Annotated in this window: 22 protein-coding genes; 5 read left to right on the top strand and 17 right to left on the bottom strand. The window is 56.5% G+C overall.

What is annotated here, in order from left to right; genetic code table 11:
- Positions 1–83: 83 nt before the first annotated feature.
- From WBG83_RS06745 to WBG83_RS06730, 4 genes are all read right to left on the bottom strand, one after another.
- A complete protein-coding gene (locus WBG83_RS06745) occupies positions 84–1,634 on the bottom strand; it encodes an ABC transporter substrate-binding protein (RefSeq protein WP_336743955.1) in 1,551 nt (516 codons plus the stop codon).
- 104 nt (positions 1,635–1,738) lie between these two features.
- Complete coding sequence (locus tag WBG83_RS06740) at positions 1,739–2,608, bottom strand: carbohydrate ABC transporter permease (RefSeq protein ID WP_336743811.1); 870 nt, start codon at positions 2,606–2,608, stop codon at positions 1,739–1,741.
- Positions 2,608–3,561 carry an ABC transporter permease gene (locus WBG83_RS06735; RefSeq protein ID WP_336743808.1) on the bottom strand — a complete coding sequence of 318 codons (954 nt, stop codon included), beginning with the start codon at positions 3,559–3,561 and terminating at the stop codon, positions 2,608–2,610. Before WBG83_RS06735 ends, WBG83_RS06740 begins: the two co-directional genes overlap by 1 nt.
- A gap of 237 nt (positions 3,562–3,798) precedes the next feature.
- Positions 3,799–6,099: a helix-turn-helix domain-containing protein gene (locus WBG83_RS06730; RefSeq protein ID WP_336743806.1), complete on the bottom strand. Its 2,301-nt coding sequence runs from the start codon at positions 6,097–6,099 to the stop codon at positions 3,799–3,801.
- A 373-nt stretch (positions 6,100–6,472) separates the two neighbouring features.
- Between WBG83_RS06730 and WBG83_RS06725 the strand changes: the two genes are divergently transcribed.
- Positions 6,473–7,237, top strand: a complete 765-nt coding sequence (locus WBG83_RS06725) for a methyltransferase domain-containing protein (RefSeq protein ID WP_336743804.1) — start codon at positions 6,473–6,475, stop codon at positions 7,235–7,237.
- Positions 7,238–7,500: 263 nt separating this feature from the next.
- Here the strand turns inward: WBG83_RS06725 and WBG83_RS06720 are convergent, their stop codons facing one another.
- From WBG83_RS06720 to WBG83_RS06710, 3 genes are all read right to left on the bottom strand, one after another.
- Positions 7,501–9,597, bottom strand: a complete 2,097-nt coding sequence (locus WBG83_RS06720) for an ABC transporter ATP-binding protein (RefSeq protein WP_336743801.1) — start codon at positions 9,595–9,597, stop codon at positions 7,501–7,503.
- Positions 9,594–11,432, bottom strand: a complete 1,839-nt coding sequence (locus tag WBG83_RS06715; RefSeq protein WP_336743800.1) for an ABC transporter ATP-binding protein — start codon at positions 11,430–11,432, stop codon at positions 9,594–9,596. Before WBG83_RS06715 ends, WBG83_RS06720 begins: the two co-directional genes overlap by 4 nt.
- Before the next feature lie 100 nt (positions 11,433–11,532).
- Positions 11,533–11,820, bottom strand: coding sequence for a hypothetical protein (locus tag WBG83_RS06710; RefSeq protein WP_336743798.1), 288 nt, complete (start codon positions 11,818–11,820; stop codon positions 11,533–11,535).
- Between the two features lie 82 nt (positions 11,821–11,902).
- Between WBG83_RS06710 and WBG83_RS06705 the strand changes: the two genes are divergently transcribed.
- The gene (locus tag WBG83_RS06705) at positions 11,903–12,886 is read left to right on the top strand and encodes a metal-dependent hydrolase (RefSeq protein ID WP_336743796.1); all 984 of its coding nucleotides are present in this window, start codon (positions 11,903–11,905) and stop codon (positions 12,884–12,886) included.
- A 436-nt stretch (positions 12,887–13,322) separates the two neighbouring features.
- Here WBG83_RS06705 and WBG83_RS06700 read toward each other — a convergent pair whose 3' ends face one another.
- Entirely contained in the window at positions 13,323–13,553 is a 231-nt protein-coding gene (locus WBG83_RS06700; RefSeq protein WP_336743794.1) for an alpha/beta-type small acid-soluble spore protein, read from the bottom strand.
- Between the two features lie 110 nt (positions 13,554–13,663).
- Between WBG83_RS06700 and WBG83_RS06695 the strand changes: the two genes are divergently transcribed.
- On the top strand, positions 13,664–13,834 hold the full coding sequence (locus WBG83_RS06695) for a hypothetical protein (protein ID WP_336743792.1): 171 nt from the start codon (positions 13,664–13,666) through the stop codon (positions 13,832–13,834).
- A 154-nt stretch (positions 13,835–13,988) separates the two neighbouring features.
- Here WBG83_RS06695 and trpS read toward each other — a convergent pair whose 3' ends face one another.
- From trpS to WBG83_RS06650, 9 genes are all read right to left on the bottom strand, one after another.
- Complete coding sequence (trpS, locus tag WBG83_RS06690; RefSeq protein ID WP_336743791.1) at positions 13,989–14,972, bottom strand: tryptophan--tRNA ligase; 984 nt, start codon at positions 14,970–14,972, stop codon at positions 13,989–13,991.
- A gap of 228 nt (positions 14,973–15,200) precedes the next feature.
- Positions 15,201–15,329, bottom strand: a complete 129-nt coding sequence (locus WBG83_RS06685; protein ID WP_336743789.1) for a hypothetical protein — start codon at positions 15,327–15,329, stop codon at positions 15,201–15,203.
- A 123-nt stretch (positions 15,330–15,452) separates the two neighbouring features.
- Positions 15,453–15,602, bottom strand: coding sequence for a 50S ribosomal protein L33 (gene rpmG / locus WBG83_RS06680; RefSeq protein WP_336743788.1), 150 nt, complete (start codon positions 15,600–15,602; stop codon positions 15,453–15,455).
- A 225-nt stretch (positions 15,603–15,827) separates the two neighbouring features.
- Positions 15,828–16,550, bottom strand: coding sequence for an ABC transporter ATP-binding protein (locus WBG83_RS06675; protein WP_336743786.1), 723 nt, complete (start codon positions 16,548–16,550; stop codon positions 15,828–15,830).
- Positions 16,540–17,466 carry an ABC transporter ATP-binding protein gene (locus WBG83_RS06670; protein WP_336743784.1) on the bottom strand — a complete coding sequence of 309 codons (927 nt, stop codon included), beginning with the start codon at positions 17,464–17,466 and terminating at the stop codon, positions 16,540–16,542. The genes WBG83_RS06675 and WBG83_RS06670 overlap by 11 nt, the downstream gene beginning before the upstream one ends.
- A 15-nt stretch (positions 17,467–17,481) precedes the next feature.
- Entirely contained in the window at positions 17,482–18,348 is an 867-nt protein-coding gene (locus WBG83_RS06665) for an ABC transporter permease (protein ID WP_336743782.1), read from the bottom strand.
- Complete coding sequence (locus tag WBG83_RS06660; RefSeq protein WP_336743781.1) at positions 18,345–19,334, bottom strand: ABC transporter permease; 990 nt, start codon at positions 19,332–19,334, stop codon at positions 18,345–18,347. Before WBG83_RS06660 ends, WBG83_RS06665 begins: the two co-directional genes overlap by 4 nt.
- Positions 19,331–20,884, bottom strand: coding sequence for an ABC transporter substrate-binding protein (locus WBG83_RS06655; RefSeq protein WP_336743953.1), 1,554 nt, complete (start codon positions 20,882–20,884; stop codon positions 19,331–19,333). Before WBG83_RS06655 ends, WBG83_RS06660 begins: the two co-directional genes overlap by 4 nt.
- Positions 20,885–21,225: 341 nt before the next feature.
- Entirely contained in the window at positions 21,226–22,461 is a 1,236-nt protein-coding gene (locus WBG83_RS06650; RefSeq protein ID WP_336743779.1) for a CobW family GTP-binding protein, read from the bottom strand.
- A 161-nt stretch (positions 22,462–22,622) separates the two neighbouring features.
- Here WBG83_RS06650 and WBG83_RS06645 point away from each other — a divergent pair, with 161 nt between their 5' ends.
- On the top strand, positions 22,623–23,141 hold the full coding sequence (locus WBG83_RS06645) for a MogA/MoaB family molybdenum cofactor biosynthesis protein (protein ID WP_336743777.1): 519 nt from the start codon (positions 22,623–22,625) through the stop codon (positions 23,139–23,141).
- A gap of 306 nt (positions 23,142–23,447) precedes the next feature.
- Positions 23,448–24,482, top strand: coding sequence for a permease (locus WBG83_RS06640; protein WP_336743775.1), 1,035 nt, complete (start codon positions 23,448–23,450; stop codon positions 24,480–24,482).
- The last annotated feature ends 12 nt before the right edge of the window (positions 24,483–24,494 follow it).

Here is a 24,494-nt window from a genome sequence, read left to right as displayed (position 1 = left end):
CAGCGTTTGCTGATTCATTGAAAGCAGCTTCCCTCATAAGGACGGCCATGCCCGCGTTTTCCTCGCGGCATGGCCGTGTCCTGTTATTTTTGCTGATTATTGCCCTGCACTTTGCCGTACCAGTCCTGAACCCGTTTGGTTACGGCGTCGCCGCCTGATTTTTTCCATTTGTCCACATACTCGTCGAACTTGTCGATCGGCCACTCCCCAATTACAATCTTGGTCAAATATTCCTGGTACAGCTTGTGCGACTGAATGTCCGGGTATCCCTCGTACACCGAGCTCGGCATGCCGTCTCCGGCAATTCTGCGGGCATCCTTCATCCCTACGGCGAATATATCCTTCACCATCCGGGCATCCGCTTCGGAATACAGCTGTTCAATCCGCTTATCCATCGATTCCTTCGTCGTATAGTTCAGCATCCCCAGCGCCAGCGGCTTATCGTCCGTCTGGGGCAGCAGCTTCTTCTTGCCGCCGACAACCTCATGCTGCAGCCCTTCCAGCCCGAACAGCACAAACTCTTCATTAGCCGGGTCATAAAAGAAATCCAGCAGCCTGAGCGAGTGCGGCGCCTGCTTCTCGGCCGATTTCGGAATCAGCCATTCGGCTTCGCCGATGCTTTTCTGGGTTACAAATCCGGTAAAGCCATCCACCTTGGGCAGAGGGAGACCGGCAATATAAGCCTTGGGCGCTGTTTTGCGCATCGCGTCCACCTTATCCTTCAAGGAAGCCGGGAGATGATACCAGTTGCCCACGAGATTGTTGTTGATTTTGGCCTGCCAGACGTCGCCCTTGTTCAGGAATGTCTCGTTATCGAGCAGCTTCTTGGCATACAGCTCCCGCAGGAAGCCGATAGCGGCCTTCATATTGGCCGTCGTCCCCGCGTACCCGATTTTGCCCTCGTAGATGTCCCACTCCGGCTTCCCTTCCCACATCGCAACGCCATACATCGCAAACGTATGATCCATCCAGGTCCCGAGCTCGCGGCCTACCGTCGGAAGCTCATCGGCTTTTCCGTTCTCGTTGGGGTCCTGCTCCTTAAATGCCTTCAATAAGGCGATGTATTCCTCCTTCGTCCCCGGCATCGGCAGGTTCACTTTATCCATCCAGTCCTTGCGGATCATCGGCACCCGCTCCGGGATGAGGTACACCTTCGGAACATAGTAAATTTTGCCGTCCGGCGAGGCGGTTCGAACGACGTCCCACGCTTCCTTCGGTATCCGGCTCCATACATGCGGGGCATACTTCGGCAGCAAATCGTCGAGCGCCAGCGCCCCGCCCTGCTGAATGAGCGCCTGCTCGACACCGCCTACGGGCCGCATAATGTCAGGCAGATCGTTAGAGGCTATCAGGACATTGATATTTTGCGCCGGGTCCGCGCCAGGTGGCGTCGTTTCCAGCTTGTAGGAAACTCCGGTTTTCTCCGCCACGTACTTGACATGCGCATTGTTCGCGTCCGGCGTCGTGCCTTTGCCCAAATGAGTTTTGAGCACTCTTACAGTAACCGGTCCGCTGGCGCCCGCTTCTCCGCTCTCGCTGCCTTCTCCCTCCTTCGGTCCGCTGCAGCCAGCCAGCAGCATGACCAGCAGCCCGGCCACGAGGGGGATAAACCGTTTTTTCATATTCCGCGCCATCATTTAACCGCTCCTTCTCAGCATGTCGCTGTTGTTCTGAATTGTTGCAGAAAAAGCTGCCCTGCGGCTGGCTCCGTTTGCCGTGTTAAACCGGCTTTCGGCGCCTATCCTTTTACAGAGCCGAGCAGGGCTCCTTTCACGAAATATTTTTGCAAATACGGGTATACCAGCAAGATGGGAACAGTTGCAAAAATAATCGTCGCCGCCTTCAGGGTCGTCGCATTGAAGTCGAAGGCCCCTACCATCTGGTTGACAGGGAGAATCTCCTCTGTGTTAATCAAATATTCCCGCAGCTTCATCTGCAGCGGCCACAGCCCGGGATCGCGGATAAACAGCACCGCCCGCTGAAACGTATTCCAATACCCCACGGCATAAAACAAACTGACTGTAGCCAGCACCGGCTTGGACAACGGCAAATACATTTGAAACAAAATCCGGTAGTCGCTGCAGCCGTCTATCCGCGCCGAATCCTCCAGCTCTCCGGGAATGCCCATAAAAAATGTGCGGATGATAATCAGATTGAAGGTGCTGATTAGCCCCGGAAGGATAAGCGACCAAAGTGAGTTCAGCATGCCCAGCTCCCGAATCGTCAGAAAAAACGGAATCATCGGCGCATTAAAAATCATCGTAATAACAATAAACAGCATCACCTGCTTACGGATGAGAAACACCCTTTGCGCAAGCGGATAAGCGGTCAGCACCGTAAACAGCATACTGAGCAGCGTGCCAATCACCGTAATGTACACCGTCACGCCAAACGATGCCCACAAATCGCGCTTCTGCAAAATGTACGCCCAGGAGGCGGCCGTAAATTCGACCGGCAGCAGAAACACCTGCTTGGCATCAGCCGCATAAGGCGAGCTGAACGAGAGCGCCAGCATGTTGACCAGCGGCAGCAGCATCGTCAGGGACGCCGCTCCCAGCACCGCGTAATTGACCCAGGCAAACCCTTTTTCACCCCATGTCTGCTTCATTACCACAGCCCCTGTTCCATTTTTCTGGCAAACCGGTTGAAAATCCACAGCAGCGCAAACCCGATTACCGACTGAAATATGCCAATCGCGGTCGTTACGCTGTACTGCGCCTGCAGCACCCCGGCACGGAAGACGTAGGTTTCAATAATATCGCCGACGGAGTACGTCATCGGCGTCAGCAGGTTGTACAGCTGATCGAAGCCGAGCTCCAGGAAATTGCCAATGCGCAGCAGGAACAGCGTCAGGATCGTCGGGAACAGCGCCGGCAGCGTGATGTAGAAGGTCTGCTTCCAGCGCCCCGCCCCGTCGACAACGGCCGCCTCGTACAAATGCGGATTCACACCGGCCAGTGCCGCCAAATAAATGATGGTGCCCCAGCCGACCTCCTTCCAAATGCCGGAGATGACGACAATGGACCGGAAGAAGCGCTCCTGCTGCATAAACAGCACCGGCTCGAAGCCAAACCACCCGCGAATGACATTGACGATGCCCTGATTGGCCAGCAGCTCGAATACGATGCCGCCGACCACGACCCACGATAAAAAATGCGGCAGGTAAAAGAAGCTCTGGAGCGTCCGCTTTACCAGCATCAGGCGTACCTCATTAAACAGCAGCGCCAGAATGACCGGCGCAGGAAACCCGAACACCAGCTGATACAGCGCGATTAACGCCGTGTTGCGCAGCACATTGTAGAAGTCGGGGTACGTAAAAATAAATTTGAAATTGTCCAGCCCCACCCAAGGGCTGTCCATGATGCCCCGCATAATCTGATACTTCTGGAAGGCAATGATGCTTCCGGCAAGCGGGACATATTTGAAGACGATAAAAAATAAGATCCCGGGTAAAATCATCACATACAGCGCGCGATGCTTTCGGACATTTTCGACATAACGATTCCGGGCTGTCTTGGTTTTGGGGGCACTCGTCTCCCGGCTGGGAACCGCCCTGGCCATAGGCATCCGACCACCTGTCTCTGAGGTTTGTGAAGGAACGCTCTTATCGTAGCTCCTGTCCGGGAATGCTCACAATATGTCGTTTGCCCAGCGAATACACCGTTTGTCCAAAGCTTGCCCCCGCTGGGGGATCGGTTGATCCGCTGGCGCATCGGTTGGCTGCCGCGAGCCCCTCCCAACACGGAAGCCTCCCGTCACCGCGCCGGCACGGTTCAGAGAGGCCTTGAATAAGCAGCTTTAAGAATTCAGTTGATTTAATGCGGCTTCATGATTACGCATCAGCTCCCTATACTTTCCGGGCGTGATGTCCTTATATTTGCGAAATACGCGGATGAAGCTGTTCTCATGCTGGTAGCCGACCTGCAGGGCAATATCCGAAATTTTGCTCGTGGTTTCGATCAGCAGCTCCCCTGCCCGCTCCATCCGCAGCTTCGTCAAGTATTCATGGATGGTTTCGTTTGTTTCCTGCTTGAACATTTGACTTGCCAGGCTGACACTGATGCCGATGGAGGAGGCGATTTCCTGTACGCCTACATTGTCGCCCAGATGCTTCTTCATGAATTCCATCATGTGCTGCACCATGATGAATTCCTTGCTTTGCATCATATCTGCGTACTGCGCCGCCACACGCTTCGCCTCCGCCAGCACAAGCGCCGCGATATCCTCCAGTGTCAGGGCTTCATAGGAGCGCGGCTCCTCGCTCTCCTCTGCACCGGACAGCTCCTTGCTGCGGGCGGTACGGCTCAGCTTGGCGGCCAGCTCCCGCAGGAAGCTTCTTGCTGCGGAAGGCTCCCACTGTTCCTCGCGAATCCCGTTCAACAGCCGTTCCGCCATACGAAGCGCACGCTCCTCCGAACCGGTCTCGACCGCCTCAAGCAGCTCCTGAATCGCTTCTTCCGCGGCATTTCCCTGCCCCATCCCGCAATCGGCCACGTCCTCGTAAGACACCATGCTGCCGTAACCGAAATACAATCGGTATCCAAGCGCATCGTCCGCTTCGTGAATGGCCTGCTTCAGCTTGCCCGCATCGGCATAAGGCTTGCTGAAGCCCGCAGATACGCTGAAATTGAGCAGGCGCCGGACGACTTGCGCCGCTTCATCGAGCTTGTGCTTTAGCGGCGGGCCCGCTCCGTCGGCAGGCTGCAGCACAATGGCGATACGGTCGTGGCCCAGGTCCAGGCAGACACTGCGCCAGCTCGCAGACAACAGCTCCTCCATGATGTTCGTCAGCGCATATTTGAGCAGCACCTGGTCCTGCTCCGGAAGCCGGCCGGCCCACTCCGGATACCGATCGATGGAGATGACAGCCGCCGTCAGCGGAGCATCCGTCCAGTCCGGGAAGTAGCTCGTCCATTTCTGCTCTAATTCTTTCCGGGACTTCAAATTCCCGGTAAACAGATCCTGTATAAATTTAAGCGAGGCCTCGGGCATGGTTTGCCGGACCAATCGGGACAGCTTGTCGTGATCGTTCAGCAGCTTCCCCGTGATATGCTCCAGCCCCACTAAATCCGGGCTCACTTCCGCCTGTCCGTAAGTGGTGAGCATTTTACGCATGCGCCGAACCGGCTTGAACGCCACTGAATGCGTATAGAAGATTGCCACGCCGCCAAGCAGTAACGCGGCAAAGGAGACGGCCAGCACCACGTCCCGTATCACGATGGATTTGGCAAGCAAGCTGTCCTGGGAAACGAGCGACACGTAATCCCATTCTGTCAGCGGGGAGCGGACATGCGAGATCAGCAGGCGATCGCCGTCCTGCACGTAATCTCCGAACGGCTCGCCGCCCAATCTTGACAGCGCTTCCTTTACAATCCTGGCATTGACCGTCCCCACCCCGGCCGAATAAACCAGCTCGCCGTTCTGGTCCAGAATAAACTGCATACGGTTCAAGCCGGATACATAATCCGGCTGCATATTCATCAGCAGCTGATCGCTTTTGAAATTGACCGCGATGATTCCCTTGAATTCTCCCTGAATCAAAATTTTTCGAAACAGCGTGATCTTGTCCGTACCCGAATTGCGTACAGCGGCCGGAGCGATGCGCGGGCGAACCAGCATCACCTTGTCCCCGAACTGGTCCGCAATGTCGATCCAGCTGGAATCGGCGAATGTAAGGGACCGTGAGCTGAAGCCCTGCGGAAATGCAACGAAGCTGTCGTGCATCCGGTCATAAATATAGATGCTTTCCAAATAGGGTGAATTATCAAGAAGCGTTCCGAGGAATTGGTACAGCTCGTTAATGTTGCTGTAGGAATTTTGCTCCTCCATCGTCAGAAACCGGTACACATTGGGATGCAGCGCCACCTTAATGGAGGTGTTATTGGTGTCCTGAATAAATTTGTCGATATAATTCATCCCAATTTGCAGGGCTTGATGCTGGGGGGCGCTCAGTTCACTTTGAAGCACCGCTTTCGAGGTGTAATAGGAGGTAAGGCTGACTGCAAGAATAATAAAGGAGACGAAAATCGTCATCGTGAAAACAAGCCGTGTCTGGGTATCCGCCGGATAATACTTCATTTGCTGGATATGCTTCAGCATGTGTTCCTTTCCCCCACCTTCTGTACAGCTTGGATATGGCTTGAGATCGAGCATAGGCATGTGTCCGCTTTCAATGAACCGGTCCCTGCTCCCGAAGTAAACCGGGAAACGGGTGCAACCGCTCTCTAATTTCATGTTCAACTTTAATGTTCAACAAATCGGCCCGGAATCCTTTTTCTGATGCATGGTTATTCAATTGCAGCGCTCCCGATAACCGGACATGCAGGACAACCCTGCTGCATAATCAGCTTCAGCGGGGTTAAGAGCGCTCGTTCATAGCTTTAACCTATCAACGCTATTTGTTTTATATATTTTTCAATATGACGCTGCTATACTACAATGAAGGCAATTCATCGTAAGGAGGATGCCTGTCATGAATTCGCCACAGAGCTGGAAGCCGGAAATGTATGATGCGAAGCTGGGCTATGTCTCCCAATGGGGGAAAGGGGTGGTTGAGCTGCTGGATGCCCGGCCGGGGGAACGTATACTGGATTTGGGGTGCGGCACGGGAGATTTGACCTATCAGATTGCCCAAACCGGGGCGCATGTTACTGGCCTGGATTTATCCGTTCCGATGATTGAGCAGGCCCGGGCAAAGTATACGGGCATTCCTTTTTTGATCGGCAATGCGGAGCAATTTACTCTGGATGAGCCGGTGCAGGCCGTCTTCTCCAATGCCGCCCTGCACTGGGCAAAGCGTGCGCCGGACGTCATCGCCTCGGTTTGGAACGCGCTTGCGCCCGGCGGCCGGTTCGTGGCTGAATTCGGAGGAAAAGACAACGTCGGCAGCCTTATAAACGCCTTGTCCGGCATTCTGGCTCGGGACTACGGCATAGATGCGACTAAGCGCAACCCGTGGTATTTTCCCAGTATTGGACAATACAGCGAGCTGCTGGAGCGTCAAGGCTTTCGCGTCACCTACGCGGTTCATTTTGATCGCCCCACCATGCTTGAGGACGGAGAGCAGGGGCTGGCCCACTGGTTGAACGGGTTTGCTGATGCGTTTTTCAGCGGCTTTGACGAGTCCGCCAAAACCCGTCTCTATGATCAAATCGCAGCGGCGGTCAGACCGGCTTTGTTCCGGCAGGGCTCCTGGTTTGCGGATTATAAAAGACTGCGGATTGTGGCTGTAAAATAAATCACCCGGCAGTCCCGGCCAGCCTCGTAGATGCATCAGAACTATGGTAATTGTTCAGGTGAGCCTTTTGGTTTCCGATCCATAATAACTTCTTATAGGTTGAGCCGAGAAATATATAAAAAAGGCCCGAACCCTAAGGCCCAGACCAAACTTACTGATTGCTAGAATCAACGTATAGGTGAATATCGATGCATCATTATATTTCTCCATAATTACAACAACCAGCTCACGAATTATAAGTAAGAGTTTTCCCCAAATAACAGCTACTTCGCCTTCTCCAACATCTGCTGATCCTTGTACTGAAGCTCAAACAAGCGGTAGTAATACCCCTGCTGGGCCAGCAGCTGGAAGTGATTCCCGATTTCGCGGACCTTCCCTTTGTGCATGACGATAATTTGATCGGCGTGCTGAATGGTCGACAGCCGGTGCGCGACCACGAGCGTCGTGCGCCCCTTGGAGATGTTATGCAGCGCATCCTGAACGACCAGCTCTGTCTCCGTATCGATATTGGAGGTCGCCTCATCCAAAATCAATATTTGCGGCCTGTAAGCAATCGCCCGGGCAAAGGACAGCAGCTGGCGCTGGCCGAGCGACAGGTTTACGCCGCGCTCGCCAAGCAGCGTCTCATAGCCCTGCGGCAGCTTGCGGATGTACTCATCCATATGCACCATCCTTGCCGCTTCCACTACCTGAGCATCGCTAATCTCCGTGCTGTTCAGCCGGATATTGTGCTTGATGTCCCCGGTGAACAGGAAGACATCCTGCTGCACAACACGGATGTAATGCCGAAGCTGGTCCAGCGGAATATCGCGGATGTCTATGCCGTCAAGCCGGATGCTCCCTTTTTGAATATCGTAGAAACGGTTGATCAGCTGAATGATGGAGCTTTTGCCCGCTCCCGTCGCCCCGACGAACGCCACGGTCTGCCCCGGCTGAATCTTGAAGCTCACATCCTTCAGCACCCATTCCTCGTTGTTGTAGGCAAACCAGACACCGTCAAATTCAATCTCGCCGCGAACCTGCTTCGGCAGCCGCTTGGTCTCCGCTTGGTCTACAATTGCAGGCTGCTCCGACAGCATGCCGAAGATACGCTCCGCGCCGACCATCGCCGTCTGAATCTGGTTGTACTTCTCCGCCAGACTCATCAACGGATTGAAAAATTGGCGTACATAATGGGTAAAAGCATACACGACCCCAAACGTAATTCCGCCGTCCAGCACCGCGCCCCCGCCGTACCATATGAGCAGCGCAATCGAGATATTGCCGAGAAACCCGATCGCCGGCTGGAAAATGGAGTTGATAATCGTTCCCCGCATCCCTGCCCGGTAATGATCCTGGTTATGCTTGTTAAACTGCTCCCACTGGCGCTCCTCCCGGATAAACAGCTGCGTGATGCGCATCCCGGACAGGTTCTCCGACAAGAAGGAATTCAACCGGGCCAAAATGGTGCGCGTGTCCCGCTGGGCCTCACGCTGCACCCGGCGGTACCAGAACGTCATGACCGCCAGCACCGGAATGACCGTGAAGGACAGCAAGGTCAGCTTCACGCTCAGCTGCAGCATGACGATGAAGATGCCGAGCAGCACCAGACAGTCCTTAATCAGATTGACGACGACCTGCGTGTACAGCTGGTTCAGCGTCTCCGTATCCTGCGTCACCCGCACGACAAGCCTGCCGACCGGGTTGCGGTCGAAATAGCCCATATGCATTTTGCTTAGATGGCGGAACAATTGCTCCCGGATGTTATAAATAATGGTTTGCCCCGTATATTGCAGCAGGTTGCTTTGCAAATAGCTCAGCACGGACGCCCCGACGACGGTGAGCAGGAACAAGACGCCGAGTACGGCAAAGCCTTCATAATCCTGCCCGTGGAACACGTCAAGCGCCTCCCGGCCAAGCGGCTCGGCCAGCAGCTCGCGGCCGTCCGCCGCAAGGTACAAATGCTCTCCCCGTTCCACAAGCTGTGTTGACCCCGAAGGGTCGACCCAGTCGCGGATCATGACCTTCCTGCCGTCTGCCTCGACAATCATCGCCTTCTGCAGTCCCTTCGGCACTTCCTGCAGCGCGTTCTCCTGACGGACGTAGGCGAAATGATCCCATTCGATGATCTTGCCGTACTGCTCCAGCTCGCTCTTTTGCGCTTCCGGCACAGCCAGCATCGGCTTCTGCAGCCCGCTGATATGATCGTCAATCGCCACCTTGATAATATACGGGCGGGCCAGATCGGCCACAACCGTCACCAGGGCAAGCAGCATACAAAGCGCAATCATTTTCCAATACGGCTTGGCGTAGGACAGCAGTCTGGCCAGAAGCTGAGAATCCTTCAGCTCCGTATATTCCCGTTCATCTTGAATACTCATCCCCGGGCACCTCCCTGCTGCAGCTTGCCTGCGGCGAGTCCTGTCTGCAAAGAACGCTGCGGCTCCCGGGCATACTCTTTCTGTTCTACGCGCTCCGCTTCCTCATCCAGCATCTGCTTGCGGTACATATCCGCATACAAGCCGTCCTCCAGCAGCAGAGACTCGTGTGTCCCCTGCTCGACAATGCAGCCGTCCTCCAGCAAAATAATCTGGTCCGCGCCCTGCACCGACGAGATGCGGTGGCCGATAATGATGGTCGTTCGTCCCTGCATCACCGATTTCATTCCCTGCAAAATCAAATCCTCCGTCACCGTGTCGACAGCCGACAAGCTGTCGTCAAAGATGAGGATGGACGGCTGCTTGATGACCGCCCGGGCAATGCTGACCCGCTGCCGCTGGCCCCCGGACAAGGAAATGCCCCGCTCTCCTAACGCCGTGTCAAACTGCTTGGGGAATTCCACGATATTGTCGTATACCTGGGCAAGCCTTGCAGCCGTCTCCACCTGCTCATCCGAATACGGACGCGGATCGAAGCCGATGTTATCCCGAATCGTGGAGGAGAACAGAAACTGGTCCTGCGGCACAATGCCAATCTGGCTCCGCAGCGTGCGCAGCGGAATTTCATGAATATCCCGGCCATCGATAAATACGGTGCCGGGCGGCGAGTTATACAGCCGGACCAGCAAATGCACCAGCGTGCTTTTGCCGCTGCCCACCCGGCCCACGATTGCCAGACTGGAGCCCTTGGGCACCTTCAGATTAATATTCGTGAGCGCCGGTTCAGGCGCTTCCGGGTAAGAGAAGGTCAGGTTGCGAATTTCAATAGCGCCGTCGATGTGGTCAATCGATTCATCCGCAACCGTATCATCTACAACTTCAGGCTGTGTATTCAAAATTGCAAGCAGCCGCTTCTCCGAGGCAACTCCCCGCTGCAGCTGGTTGACGACCTTGCCCAAATTTTCAATGGGGCCCATCAGCAGCGACAAGTAGGTGTTAAAGGCGACAAAATCACCCAGCGAGATGGTGTCCTTGAGCACCAAAATCCCGCCAAACACCACCGAGACCAGAAAGCTGAAGCCGACAATCCCGCTGCTCAGCGCGCCGAACAGCGAGTTGGACCGGACGAACCGGCGGTTCATCTCGACCGCATGAGCGTTGTCCTCCGAGAACAGCCGCCGCTCCGCTTTTTCCTGTACGAACGCTTTGACAATCCGGATGCCGGCCACGAATTCCTGTACCCGGCTCGTAAGCCGTGACACCGCATTCTGCACATCGGCAGACTGCTTCTGGATGCGTCCGTTAAACTTATAAGCAACAATACTGAGCAAGGGCAGCGGAAGCATCGTGAGCACGGTCAGCCAAGGGTCAATCATCATCACCATCGCCGCCACCGTAATGGTAATAAGCACAATCGCTTCCAGCACGTTGAACACGCCGCCCATCATGACCTCGCGGATGACACCCACATCACTAATCGCATGGGACATCAGGTCCCCCACCCGCTGATTGTTGAAATATTGTGCAGACAGCCGCTCCCAGTGCTGGAACAGCTGGCCGCGCACTCGCGTTTCAATGACTCTGGACAGCCGGTAAAGCGAGATACGGCCGCTGGAACGGAAAATCGCGACACCGAAGCCCGCGGCAATCATCCACAGCGCGTACTTCACCGCTTCCTGATACGTCAGCTGAGACAGCTCCAGCTTATCGGTGAATTCCCCGAGCAGTTTCGGAATCAGGAGCTGCAGCAAACAGGATATGGACAATAATGCAAAGCCAACTACATACGATGACTTATGTTCCTTGATAAAGCTCCAAAAAATCCGCTTCTTCTCCACCTTGCTCCCTCCGTCATGTTTAGGTCTACATGTAAGGTTACATGGTATAAGAAAGCGTTACAATGGATATCCATGCTGCAAAATATGGACTATTTTATCATCATCTATTCATCTGGATGAAAGGCCACATATGAATCTTGGCTTTCCCGCCGTCCACCCATTGCTCCAGCGGCTTCCAATCCAGGCTGCTTCCGTCCCGCCGCTGGGCGATCCAGTGATTCGCTTCGGCCAGGCCGGCGAAGGTCCACGATTCGACGAACAACCCGGGCTGGTCTGCACCCTCCAGCCATTCCAGATCCGGATAAGCTGCCGTAAGATCCTTCATAAAAGCGCGATATTCCGCAAGTCCACCCACAGTAATTTTATATTCCACCAAAACTTTGACCAACTTTTTCAGCTCCTGTTGATTTAAATTGGACCGAATCATGTTAAAATAGTAGGAAGTACGCATCTTAGGGAGGTACCCTGTATTGGATACTGGCACACATCTTGTGGTCGGCTTTGGCCTGGCCGGGTTAGCCTACATCGACCCTGTCGTCGCATCGGATTCCGCAACAGCCACCGCTGTACTTCTCGGCACAGTACTTGGATCTCAAGCTCCGGATTCAGACGGGCTGCTCCGGCTGCGGGGCAATGCCGTTTACATCCGCAACCACCGCGGCAAGTCCCACTCGCTGCCGGCTATAGTCTTGTGGAGCTTGCTCCTGACGACAGTCCTCGGGTTTATTTTCCCGGCTGCGTCCTGGTGGCACTTGGCCCTGTGGACCACGATTGCAGTAAGCTTTCATGTGTTCAGCGACCTGTTCAACACCTATGGCACGCAAGCTGCCCGCCCGTTCACAAGTAAATGGATATCGTGGAACATTATCCATATCTTCGATCCTTTTATATTTGTATCACACTTGGCGGCGATCTTCATCTGGTCTGTCAAGCTCGCGCAGCCGCAAGTCATATTCCCTATTTTGTACAGCGTGATTGCCCTCTATTATATATGGAGAACCGCCGCTCATGCGGTCGCCGAGCGCAGCATGCCGCGCCGCGATCCCGGCTATAAGCCCGGAGATCGCTATATGCTTATTCCAACCATTAATCTGTACATTTGGAATATTGTCAAGCAAAAAACGGACGGCAGCTATGAGCTGGGCGAGCTGCGCCACGGCCAGGTGCGCTGGATCGACAAGGTCCGCCCCCACAGCCATCCGGCCATTGAGGCCTCCCGGAATCACCCGGATATTAAAGCGTTCCTCTACTTCTCCTCCCACGCATGCGCCGAATACAAGGAGCATCCCTGGGGCTATGAGGTCCGCTGGGCGGATGTGCGCTACCGTCACCGCAAGCAATATCCATGTGTCGGGGTTTTAATTATGGATCGAGACTTGAACCCGCTGGACACCTATGTCGGCTGGCTGAGCGAAACCAGACTGGAGAAACGGCTAAGGATGGACAGCTATTAGGCCGCCGTCTGTCTGGACCTCCGCGGCGCGCGGCGCTTGCAGGCGGTGCAGCCTGTATGTGGTCGACCGACCGCCGTCATGCAGCGAAGCACCGCGCGCTGGGAGCTGCGCGCGGGTGCGCAAAGATGATTTGAAAACTGGAATGAATCTGATGCAAGCTGTTGCCCGTTCGGCTCGCTCTGCTCCCCTCTGGCCTGGCGCACAGGCCATGGCGAGTGGCCGAATGCAGGCCGGGTACACAACAGCGGGCCTGCGGCCGTAAGGACGGTTGGCAGGCCTGTCTAGTTTTTTTAGCGCCCAGGGTTTTACGCTGTATAGAAAGTAACCGGTCATCCATAGTCATATGGTCATACTATGCCCGTTCCTCTTGTTTACAACAGGGAAAAGCCCAAGGGGAATGCCCCTTGAGCTATATCTTTGGTGCCTATGGATGGGCTTAACGGAAAGAGCTGTTGCTGCCAGCAATGGACTGCTCCGCGATTTGAACCAGACGCTTCGTGATGTAACCACCGATAGAACCGGTGTCACGGGAGGTCATGTATCCATAATACCCGTCCTGAGGGATTTGAATGCCAAGCTCCTGAGCTACCTCATACTTCAATTGTTGAAGCGCTTGGTTAGCTTGAGGAACCACCAGAGAGTTGCTGCTGCGAGATTGACCTGCCATAAGGAAAGCACTCCTTTCAATTCGCGATTCGTCTTTGATGTATTTTGCAAGCTTGCAAGCTTAGTATGTTACCGTTGTAGAAGAATATACATCCTAGAGGTGAAAATATTTTGAACCGATTAACCGCTCTTGTACTCGCGCTGCTCTGTACCGCACTGCTGGTCGGCGTCGGGGCTGCGCTCAGCTATGCGCGGCCCGGACTAGCCCTGCTCTTCTTCCTGGCCTCCATGGCCGTCGCCTTCGTCGGCTTCGTGATTAAGGCACGGGGGCGCAAGCGATAGCCCGTACACGATTGCAATCCTGCGCAGCCCAATCAAGAGAAAGCAGCAAACGGGCTTTCTGCCGGTAAGCCGGCGGAGAGCCCGTTTGCTGCTTTTCGTATCTGGTCCATCGGATTTTCAAAGAATACACAGGACTTTCCGCGTGCGCATGGAATTAAGGCAGCAGGAAGCCCATCCGTTCCTTGACCTGGCGCAGTGTGGCATCAGCCACGGCGGAAGCCTTCTCCGCCCCTTCCTTCAGCAGCTTGCCAATCTCACCCGAAGCGCGAATGTCGTTGTAGCGCTGCTGGATCGGCTCCAGCACCCCGACAACCTGCTCCGCCAGGTCCTTCTTGAACGGGCCGTAGCCTTGTCCCTCATAACGCGCTTCCACCTCGGCTACGGTCAAGCCGGAGCACTGGGCATAGATGCTGATCAGGTTGCTGACCTCCGGCTTCTCCGCTGTATCAAACCGCACTTCGCGGCCGGAGTCGGTTACAGCACGGCTAATTTTTTTGCGGATGACATCCGGTGTGTCAAGAAGCGCAATGAAGCTGCCCTGGTTTGGGTTGCTTTTGCTCATTTTTTTGGAGGCATCGTCCAGGGACATAATTCTTGCCCCTACCTTCGGAATGTAAGGCTCCGGAATCGTGAAGGTTTCGCCGAAGCGGTGATTGAAACGGCCGGCCAAGTCGCGGGTCAGCTCCAGATGCTGCTTCTGGTCGTCGCCCACCGGCACCAGGTCGGCATTGTATAACAGGATGTCCGCCGCCATCAGAGACGGATACACGAATAGACCGGCGCCGATCGCATCCTTGCCGGCCGATTTGTCCTTGAACTGGGTCATGCGCTCCAGCTCCCCCATATAGGAAAGCGTCGTCAGCAGCCATCCAAGCTCAGCGTGCGCCCGTACATGCGACTGCATAAACACGTTGGCTTTGGCCGGGTCAATGCCCGCCGCGATAAACAGCGCGGCGACGGCTTCGGACTGCTCCCGCAGCGCGGCCGGTTCCTGCGGCACTGTGATGGCGTGCAGATCCACCACCATAAAGAAGCATTCCGCCTGATGCTGAAGCTCCACGAAATTGCGCATAGCCCCGATGTAGTTGCCCAGGGTCAGCCGGCCGCTGGGCTGGATGCCGGATAATACTTTTTTCATAGGTAACCCCTCCAATGGTTTCTGATAATTTATCAGAAATGTATATAACAAAAAAAGCCTTTCGCCGAAGGGACGAAAGACCGTGGTACCACCCTAGTTTACTTCATGCCTGCCTGCAGCCTCCTTGCAGCAGCACTGCCGCGGCAAACAGCCGCCGTACGTGCTTACAGGAGCCGGCTTACAGCACAAAGCCTCCAATGCTCAAATAACGGTGAGCTGCCGACCGGACTACTTCACACCCGCCTGCCGGACGCTCTCCGGCAAAGCACGGGGCTGTTCACCCGTATGCTCAAGGACCCACTTCACCTGCAGGCTGCACCGGTTCACACCCTCCACCGGCTCTCTGAATTCGCTCATGCAGACTACTGTTCCTGTCATCGCTCGTACTCATATATCATCAACTGAAGCGTTTCCTTGTTATCTGAAATCCGAAAAGTGAAAAACACACCGAACATAATTGTCCGGTGCGGTTGTCATCCATTAGCGGGTTTCGCGGTGCAAAGTTACCCGTTTCAAGCGCGGGCAATATTTTTTCAATTCCATACGCTGCGGATGAGTCTTCTTGTTTTTGGTGGTCGTGTAGTTACGATCCCCAGTTTCGGTGCAAGCCAAAGTTACAACAACGCGCATCGAGGACACCTCCTATAATTTGTGCATACCTAATATCATACCAGCCTGCGCAAAAAACGTCAATACGCTGTAAGGCTTTCATCCAAAAAAGAATGAATATCCGCCTCACAAGCTGATAAAACCATGCAGATTCAACAAGAATGAGGGTTCTTGCGAATATTCCGCCAAATTCCTACTCAGAAAACGGTGATGACAATCAAGGTTATCAGGAAGTACTCCCGCTTCCTATCGGCCGAGCATCTGCGCTGCCTGCTTCCCGGTCAGAGCATTCCATTCTACAATCCGATCACACAGACGGTTCATCAAATGCCGATCGTGACTGATGACCAGAATGCCCATGCCCCGTGTGCGGGCCTCCTCCAGAACCGTGTGCCAGATTTGCGCCTGCGTCATGGCATCCAGCATCGTCGTCATCTCATCGGCGATGAGAAAGCGGGTTTGCGGCCCAAGCGCCCGGGCAACGCAAAACCGCTGCAGCTCGCCGCCCGACAGCTCGCCCGGCCAGCGGTTCAGCCAGCGTGCCTCGATGCCGAGCCGCTCCAGCAGCGAGCCGTCCGGCGTACCGCTCTCTGCAAGTATCCGGCGCATGCGCCAGCGGGGATTCACCGCCTTCTCCGGATGCTGATACACGAGCTGCACGGGACAGTAACCGCGGCCGGATAACGGCAGCCCGTCCAGAAGGACCCGTCCCTCTCCGGGACGGGCATAACCGGCTAGCAGGCGGCCCAGCGAGGTTTTGCCGCAGCCGCTCGGCCCGGCAAGCCCGACAATCTCCCCGGCGCCAATCCCGATATTGATGCCCTGAAACAGCCAGGGCTCCCGGCTTCCATGCCGGTAGGCGAGGTGCTCCCCTTCGAGCCGGGGGCCGGCCGGCGTGCTGCGCCCGCTATCCCGATCCGCTATGGGCGCAGCAGTCTGCTGCTCATTGCGCCGTTCCTTAAGAAGCATGAATGCACCTCACCGTTCCGCCGCGCAGCTCCCGCAGCACCGGCCGTTCTATGCCGCATTCGGCGGTCGCCATCGCACAGCGCGGGGCGAACAAGCAGCCATGGGGCAGGTTGTCCGGGTCCGGCTGCGCGCCGGGCAGCGGCGTAAACCCGTTTTGCGGCAACGCGTGCCACAAGGCCCGGGTGTACGGATGCCGCAGCCGTTCCCCGCCGCTGCGGAAATCGGACGCAGGCGCCGATTCCACCGTCGTCCCGGCATAAAACACCGCCACCCTGTCCGCGATATCAAGGGCCGACTCCAAATCGTGCGTAATCAGCAGCACCGCATTGCCTTGATCGGCAAGCTCGCGGAAGCAGCGGAGCGCCTCACGCAGCGATTCGGCATCAAGCCCCGGTGTCGGCTCATCCGCAATAATTAGCCCGGCTCCGCTTACCGTCGCGGTCGAAACAAGCACACGCCGGGCCATGCCGCCGGACAGCTGAAACGGATAGTGATTCTCGACGTTCCGCGCAAGCCCGTAACGGGCGAACGCTTGTCTCTGCTTCTCGACCGCAGACCCGTCCCGGACGGACAGCCGGACCTGCGCCCCGACCCGCATCAACGGGTCCAGGAAATTGACCGACTGCGGCACAAGCACAATGTCCTTCCCGCGAAGCTGCTCCAGCCGGTCTGCCGTGAGCTCCTGCCCGCGAAAGCGCATCGCGCCCGTCACAGCGGCATGGCGGGGCAGAATGCCCAGAATCGCGTGCGCCAGCAGGCTTTTTCCCGATCCGCTTGCCCCCACGACAGCCAGCACTTCTCCGTCCTGCACCGAGATGTCCAGCCCCTGGATGGGCGAAGCTGCGCTTTGCCGCCAGCCGCCGCGGTACTGTTGAAACGATATAGTCAGATTCTTCACTTCCAGAGTGGGACTCATAGCACCGGCTCCTTTCTATTCCTGAGACTGACGCGGGTCCAGCAGCCTGCGCAGCTGCTCTCCTGCGGCATCGAAGGCCAGCACAATCATAAGCAGGCTCAGTCCCGGGAAAAACGCCAGCCACCACATGCCGGTGGACAAATAGCGCATCGACTCCGACAAAATAATGCCGATCGCCGGCTCATGCGGCGATAGGCCCAGCCCCAGGAAGCTGATGGCCGCCTCATGCAGAATCGCATGCGGGAACAGCAGCAGCAGGCCGACGGCCATTTGCGGCAGCACATGCGGCATGAGATGATGAACGGCAATCCACATCCGGCTTTTGCCGAGCTGCCGTGAAATCTGTACATACTCCCGGCTGCGCAGCTGGATCACCTCGGCCCGGATAATCCGCGCCAGCGCCGGCCAATGGGTCAAGGCCACGCCGACAATAACCCCCCTGGCTCCGCCGCCCATCACAAAGGAGATCAGGATCAGCGAGACCAGATGCGGCACACTCAAAAAAATATCAATCACCCCGGTGACCAGCCGGTCCAGCCACCGGCCCGTAACTGCGGCCGATATGCCAAGCGCCGCAGCAATGAGGACGCTGATTCCGGCTGCCAGCAAGCCGACCTGTATACTGAGCGACAAGCCTTTTATCGTGCGGGTAAACATATCCCGGCCAAGCCAGTCCGTTCCGAACGGGTGGGCAAGCGAGGGCGCCAGATTGCGCCACTCCAGCTTGGCTGCAATCGCATCCGCACCGAGCTGGGGACCGGCAATCCAGATACCCGCAATAAGCCCTATGCAGATAACAGTAAGCAGGAGACCGCGCTGTCTTCCGTTCCAGGAGGCGGTCATCCCCCTGCCGCGCGCCTGACCGGGCAGCAGCCGTTTCATAGACGCCTCCCTTCCCTTATTCTCGGATCAACCAGCCGGTAAATCAGATCGGCAATCGTATTTCCCGTAAACACGAAGCAGGCACTGAACAGCACCAGCCCGAGCAGAAGCGGCACATCCCCCCGCAAGCCCGCCTCTACCGTTGCCTGTCCAAGCCCCGGGTAGGAGAATACCTGCTCCGCCAGCACGGCTCCGCCGAACAGCTCGCTAAAGGAAGCAAACTGGAGCGTCACCGCCGGCAGCGCCACGCCGCGCAGCCCATGCCGCATAAACAGTCTCCAGCCTTGTTCCCCCCGGGCCCGCGCGAACAGCACATATTCGCTTTCCAGCACATCCAGCAGCTTCTGGCGGGTGTGCAGCGCAATTGCCGCCACCCCGACAATACTCAAGGTCAGCGCCGGCAAAATCATATGCTGCAGCCGGTCCAGCAGCGTCACTTCCCCGGCCAGCACGCCGATGGGGACCCCTAATCCGACCGGGAACCAGCTGAGCCAAACCGCAAATACAATCAGGAGCAGCAGCCCCATCCAGAAGGTCGGCGTGGAGGCCAGAACGAAGCAGTAGCCCTTGATGGCCCGGTCAATCCAGGTGTCCCTGTTCATCGCCGCGACTACGCCCGCCGCAAAGCCGATTAGGCCGGACAGCAGCCAGGACACGCTCATCAAAGCGACCGACTGCACGAAGCGTTCGCCAATCACCTCCGCGACCGGACGCCGGTACATCATTGACGTGCCCAAATCGCCCTGAACCAATGCGCCCGCCCACGTGACAAACCGCTCGGCAGGAGGCTTATCCAGCCCCCAGTGCTGTGCAATTTGAGCCCGCTGCTCCGGACTGACCATCATCATATCCGCACCCACATACGCTTCAATCGGGTCAACCGGCGAGATTTGGACAAGCACGAAGGCGGCCGTGCTGACCGCCCCCAGCAGAAGACACAGCTTCACGCTCTTTTGAACCAAAAAACGCACCCATCCGAAGCTCATTTACTCCATGTCCATTCTTCAATATTGTCTGTCACCGGCCAGCCGTGCCCATGCGGATGCAGCCGCTGCTTCCCGATGTCCAGGCCGTCCTTCACCAGATACAGGTGGTCAATATTAACCAGCCACGCCCACGGCGCATCTCCCTTGGCGCTCAGGCCGGTCTGGCCGTCCCATTGGGCTTTTTTCCAAAATTCCAGAGCCGCTTCCGGGGAAGCCGCCCTCAATCCCTGCTCCAGATATCCGTCCACAACCGGATTGCTGTAATAGCCCGTATTGTAGTAATCGATACCGCGATATTTGCTGCTGTAAATGCTAATCATCTCCAGCGGGTCCTGACTGCCCCAGCCGAACAGTACGGCGTTAGCATGCATTTGCTTCTTGATTTCGTCACGGCTGACGCCATTGACGTTCATTTTAATCCCCAGCGGCTTGATCATGTCGGCCGCGGCAATCGCCAGCGACTGGCGGGTAATGTCACCGGCAAAATAAAGCAGGTTAAACTCCGCCTTCAGCCCCGCTTTTTCCAAAATTCCATCCCCGTCGGCATCCTTCCAGCCGGCATCGCCAAGCAGCTGCTGCGCCGCCTTCAAATCATTGTCGGGGACGACCGACTGCGGGTTCCACCAGGGCATCCCGTCATTCACCGTATAAGCCGGAGTTCCATAGCCCTCGAGAACGCCGTTCACCAGGGCCTTCCGGTCAATCGCCGTATTAATCGCCTTGCGGATAGCAATATCTGCGGTGACATCGTTTCCGACCGGGCTGCCGTCCTTATTCCTGGCGCCCGACTTCACAACCGGAAATGCGATGCCGCGGTTGTCGATGGAATGCACCGCTTCCAGCCGCATCCCCGCCACCTGCTGCTTGCTGAACGATGCCGGAATGTAGGAAACATCCACTTGTCCCGCTTTGGCTGCGGCGAATGCGGCATCTTCACTGAGGAACAGGAAGGTCAGCCGTTTGAAAACCGGCTTCTTGCCGTAATATTCTGGATTGGCTTCCACAATAAGCTGCTGTCCTTTATCCCACTGCACCAGCTTGTACGGCCCGGAGCCGATCGGCTTCCCGGCATAATCCTTGCCGTAAGCATGCTTCGGCACAATCCCGGTTCTGGCCAGCAAATAGACGAAGGTGGATTGCGGCTCCTTCAGCGTGAACTTCACTGTAGCGTTATCTACCGCTTCCACCGATTTCATCACCGTCAAATCCAGCACCGAATTGCTTTTGGCGGAGGTTTCATATGTAAACTGCACATCGGCCGCCGTGACCGGCTGTCCATCCGAAAACTTCGCGTCGGTGCGCAGCTTGACCGTCCAGATGAAGCCGTCTGCGCTCACGTCGTAGCCGGTCGCCAAATCATGGATGATGTTCATCTCATTGTCCTGCTTGAGCAGTGTGCTCTGAAACAGCGGCGAGCCGTAACGCCCCCAGCCTGTTGTCGGATCGAATCCCGTTTCGGATTCGGAGCCGACCGCCAGTATTAGCTGATCCCGCGCAGCTTGCGCGCTTTCTGCATTGTGCTGCGTCTTAGGGGTGCAGCCGGCCGCCATCAGGCTCAAGGCAATCCCCAGCACAGCCAGCAAACGAACCTTTTTTTTCACCAATGCCCTCACTCCATCTTCTCTTTATTCGTGTTACGAACAATTGAAATTGTAACACGATACAAAAGCCTCGTCACCTGTTTTTTTCCGCAAATGTGATGACCATCGCACCAGATCAGCGGTCCAACGAAAAAAAAGAACATGCTTCCCGTCACGAAAGCATGTTCCTTATGAAGTGTTCTTCTCCCTGCTTTTTGCACTGCGCGCAGCTCCCGGCGCCCGGTGTGCGCCTTATGACGATGACGGTGGTCGTTCACACTACTCCTGCATCTGTGGCGCAGTAATTCTGCTTATCCCTCCACATCCTGAAGCAGGAGCTCAAGCATCTGTACCGGCAGCGCCTCGCCAATCAGCACAGCCGTATCCGGGATTTGGAGCTGCCTCCTCATCGGAATGAACACCGTTTCCCCAAACGCATATTGAAACATCACACGTTCCGGCGCATCCGTAAACCGCACCAGCCCCTTGGCCCGCAGCACCTGCCCCGGCAAGCTGCGCAGCAGTGCCTCGAACCGCTCCCGATTCACCGGTGCGTGAAAATAATGCGTCATCACCATCACATGCGCATGACTATGGTGAGTATGGCCGCTGTTGCGATGGCTGTGATCGCCGTCACCGCTGCGGGCGTCATGGCTGTAGCGCGGCTTATCCTCCTCGCTCTGCTCATGAGTACGCGCAGAACGCACAGCCGGATGTGCGCCGTGCCCGCCTCCATGGCCCGCATCGCTCCGGGTCCCGCCATCCGCCTCGCCATCCGAAACCGGCTGACTGCCCGCAGAGGTCGGCGGCTGCTCTATGGCTGCCATCCACCTGCTGCCGCCCGCGCGTGCAGGCTCCGTCTGCCTCGTCGCATCGAGCAACCCCATATCCATCCCGCCATAAACCGAGGCAAGAATAGGGGCGCGGCTGTTTATGCTTCGCAGCGCCCGCTCAAGCTCCGGCAAATCTCCGGGCTGCGCCAGCCGGTCGATTTTGTTCATCAGCACAAGCGTCGCGTATTGCACCTGGATTTGCAACAGCTTCATCGTCCGGCCCTTGCTGCCCAGACGCCGGTAACGATCCAGGAAAGCAGGACCGTCCACCAGAGCAATCACATCACGAAATTCCAGGCGCTGCACAAGCGTGAGGTCCGTTGCCGCATCAAGCAAATCTGCAGGATTGGCCGCTCCGGTCGACTCTACAAACACCACATCGGGCTTCTCCCCGGACACCAGCTCCTTCAGCGCTTCTGCCAAATCGCCGCGAACTGTGCAGCAGATGCACCCGTTCAGCAGCTCCCGCATCGGCACACCGGCATCAAGCAGCATCCCATCCAGATTAACGTCTCCCAGCTCGTTCATAACGACGGCCGGGCGCTTCCCCTGCAGGATGTAATGATCTATCGCTTTCTGCAAAAATGTTGTTTTGCCGCTGCCCAAAAAGCCGGTCAGCAAATAAACCGGGATTCTCTCTCCTGCCTCCAGGGGCTGAACAACAGCTTGGTCATGTACAGGATGCGCTCTCGTCTCCATCTCTTTTCTCTCCATTATCTTTTCTCTCCTTCTCCGTCCGCCCGCTGCACCTATTTCGTAAACCTTACGTTCTGATTCCCGTTATCTTTAGAATATGCTACAATTAGCGGTAAATCAACCGTTTGTCCCCCTCGCTGCTGCAAGGGGGGCTGTATGTGAAGGGAGCCGCCATACGCATGACAACCTCCGTTGAGCAGCACCGCAGCGAAGCGCCTTCCTCTGTCCGCTGCATGGTCATTACCGTGTCCGACACCCGTACACCGGATACGGACAAAAGCGGCCAGCTGATGAAGCAGATGCTGGAGGAAGCCGGGCACACCATTAGCGATTACCGGATCGTCAAGGACGAATACGGGCCGATTCAGGAGCTCATCCGCGGGGCGGCCGGCAGCGGCTCTATTGATGCCGTGCTGCTGAACGGCGGCACCGGCATCGCGCTGCGGGATACGACCTACGAAGCGGTACGGGATGTGCTGGATAAGGAAATGCCGGGCTTCGGCGAGATTTTCCGCTATTTAAGCTTTGCCGAGGATATCGGGCCTGCGGCCATTTTGAGCCGCGCCGTGGCCGGAGTGTGCGGCCCAACCGCCGTTTTTTCCACTCCCGGATCGTCCGGCGCCGTGAAGCTCGCAATGAGCCGGATTATCGTGCCGGAGCTGGGCCACGTCATGCGGGAAATTAACAAGGACCGCTAGAGAATCGGCACTTTATTCAGGCCCGCTCTCGGCCCCTCTACGCTCGCCAGGCAGTCAATGAGACCCGTGAGGCTGCTTGGGGCTAGACGGACCGCCACGCAGCGCCGCCACGCGCGCTCGGGATTCCCGCGGGTGGCAAATCGGGCGGCATTCCACCCGATGCATGCGAGGCCGGGAGGCCTGAATTTATGAAAATTCGGCTTGTCCGCTAGCCGGACTGTCCTTGTCGCCCCCCTAGCTGTCCTATATACTGAAAGTACAGCATATCCTTTCAGCAACAATGCTTTTTTTGAAGGAGGATGCGGTTTGTCTACCACTGTCCGGCGGGGAATAAATATCGTTCTCGGCCTTGCCTGCCTAAGCTTGATTTATTTGATTGCCACCCGGCGCCGGCTTCCGGAGCTGGATTGGGCCGCCATGCTTACCGGCAGCGAGATGACCAGCTTCAAAATTTTATTTCTCAGCATTATATTAGAAGCTTTTCCGTTTATGCTGCTCGGCGTACTGGTCTCCGCCCTGCTGCAGGTATTCGTATCCGAGGAAACGATTCGGCGCTGGACACCGAAAAATCCGCTGCTCGGCATCTTGTTCGGCTGCACGCTCGGGATCGTATTCCCGCTTTGCGAATGCGGCATGATTCCGGTCGTACGCCGGCTGATGCTCAAAGGAATGCCGCTGTATATCGCGGTGGTATTCATCATCGCCGGTCCGATACTTAACCCGGTTGTTTATGCCGCCACCTTCATGGCCTTCCGCAGCCGGCCCGAAATCACGTATTCCCGGATGGGACTGGCCGTGCTTGCCGCTGTGGTCATCGGACTTATTATTTACCGCTTCTACCGGACGAACCCGCTTCGATCTCTGATGCCGGGCAGCGGCTCCTCGCTCGGAAGCGATCATGCCCATCTTCATATGAATACCGGCGGCTTCCGAGGGAAGGTCGGCGCTACGCTCAGCCATGCTTCGGATGAGTTTTTTGACATGGGCAAATATTTGCTGTTCGGCGCGCTGCTGACAGCCGGCATCCAAACCCTGGTCGCCCGGGAAACACTCGCGGCCATCGGCCAGGGAGAGTTCAGCTCCCATTTGTTTATGATGGGCTTTGCCTATGTGCTGTCCTTGTGCTCGACCTCCGACGCCTTCGTTGCTTCTTCCTTCGCCACAACGTTCTCGGCCGGATCGCTGCTGACGTTTTTGGTCTTCGGCCCGATGCTGGACATCAAAAACACGCTCATGCTGCTCTCGGTGTTCCGGACACGATTTGTGCTGGCGCTTACCCTGCTCATCGTCGCCACCGTTCTCGGCGGCTCCTTGCTGTTTGAGAAATTCATTCTGAGCTGAGGAGGAAATCCG

This window comes from Paenibacillus sp. y28 (assembly GCF_037137075.1).
Classification (GTDB): domain Bacteria; phylum Bacillota; class Bacilli; order Paenibacillales; family NBRC-103111; genus JBBBNV01.
The sequence above is the reverse complement of the archived record's forward strand: the minus strand, read 5'-3'. Positions and strand labels throughout refer to the sequence as shown.

Bases quoted from the DNA above. Each gene is read 5' to 3' on its own strand.
- trpS (WP_336743791.1), bottom strand. From the start codon at position 14,972: ATGAAAAAAGTATTATCCGGCATCCAGCCCAGCGGCCGGCTGACCCTG.
- WBG83_RS06700 (WP_336743794.1), bottom strand. From the start codon at position 13,553: ATGGCAGGTCAATCTCGCAGCAGCAACTCTCTGGTGGTTCCTCAAGCT.
- WBG83_RS06675 (WP_336743786.1), bottom strand. From the start codon at position 16,550: ATGCTTCTTAAGGAACGGCGCAATGAGCAGCAGACTGCTGCGCCCATA.
- WBG83_RS06730 (WP_336743806.1), bottom strand. From the start codon at position 6,099: ATGCTGAAGCATATCCAGCAAATGAAGTATTATCCGGCGGATACCCAG.
- rpmG (WP_336743788.1), bottom strand. From the start codon at position 15,602: ATGCGCGTTGTTGTAACTTTGGCTTGCACCGAAACTGGGGATCGTAAC.
- WBG83_RS06655 (WP_336743953.1), bottom strand. From the start codon at position 20,884: ATGGCGGCCGGCTGCACCCCTAAGACGCAGCACAATGCAGAAAGCGCG.
- WBG83_RS06665 (WP_336743782.1), bottom strand. From the start codon at position 18,348: ATGAAACGGCTGCTGCCCGGTCAGGCGCGCGGCAGGGGGATGACCGCC.
- WBG83_RS06660 (WP_336743781.1), bottom strand. From the start codon at position 19,334: ATGAGCTTCGGATGGGTGCGTTTTTTGGTTCAAAAGAGCGTGAAGCTG.
- WBG83_RS06735 (WP_336743808.1), bottom strand. From the start codon at position 3,561: ATGGCCAGGGCGGTTCCCAGCCGGGAGACGAGTGCCCCCAAAACCAAG.
- WBG83_RS06670 (WP_336743784.1), bottom strand. From the start codon at position 17,466: ATGAGTCCCACTCTGGAAGTGAAGAATCTGACTATATCGTTTCAACAG.
- WBG83_RS06685 (WP_336743789.1), bottom strand. From the start codon at position 15,329: ATGAGCGAATTCAGAGAGCCGGTGGAGGGTGTGAACCGGTGCAGCCTG.
- WBG83_RS06720 (WP_336743801.1), bottom strand. From the start codon at position 9,597: ATGAGTATTCAAGATGAACGGGAATATACGGAGCTGAAGGATTCTCAG.
- WBG83_RS06645 (WP_336743777.1), top strand. From the start codon at position 22,623: ATGACAACCTCCGTTGAGCAGCACCGCAGCGAAGCGCCTTCCTCTGTC.
- WBG83_RS06725 (WP_336743804.1), top strand. From the start codon at position 6,473: ATGAATTCGCCACAGAGCTGGAAGCCGGAAATGTATGATGCGAAGCTG.
- WBG83_RS06740 (WP_336743811.1), bottom strand. From the start codon at position 2,608: ATGAAGCAGACATGGGGTGAAAAAGGGTTTGCCTGGGTCAATTACGCG.
- WBG83_RS06745 (WP_336743955.1), bottom strand. From the start codon at position 1,634: ATGGCGCGGAATATGAAAAAACGGTTTATCCCCCTCGTGGCCGGGCTG.
- WBG83_RS06650 (WP_336743779.1), bottom strand. From the start codon at position 22,461: ATGGAGAGAAAAGAGATGGAGACGAGAGCGCATCCTGTACATGACCAA.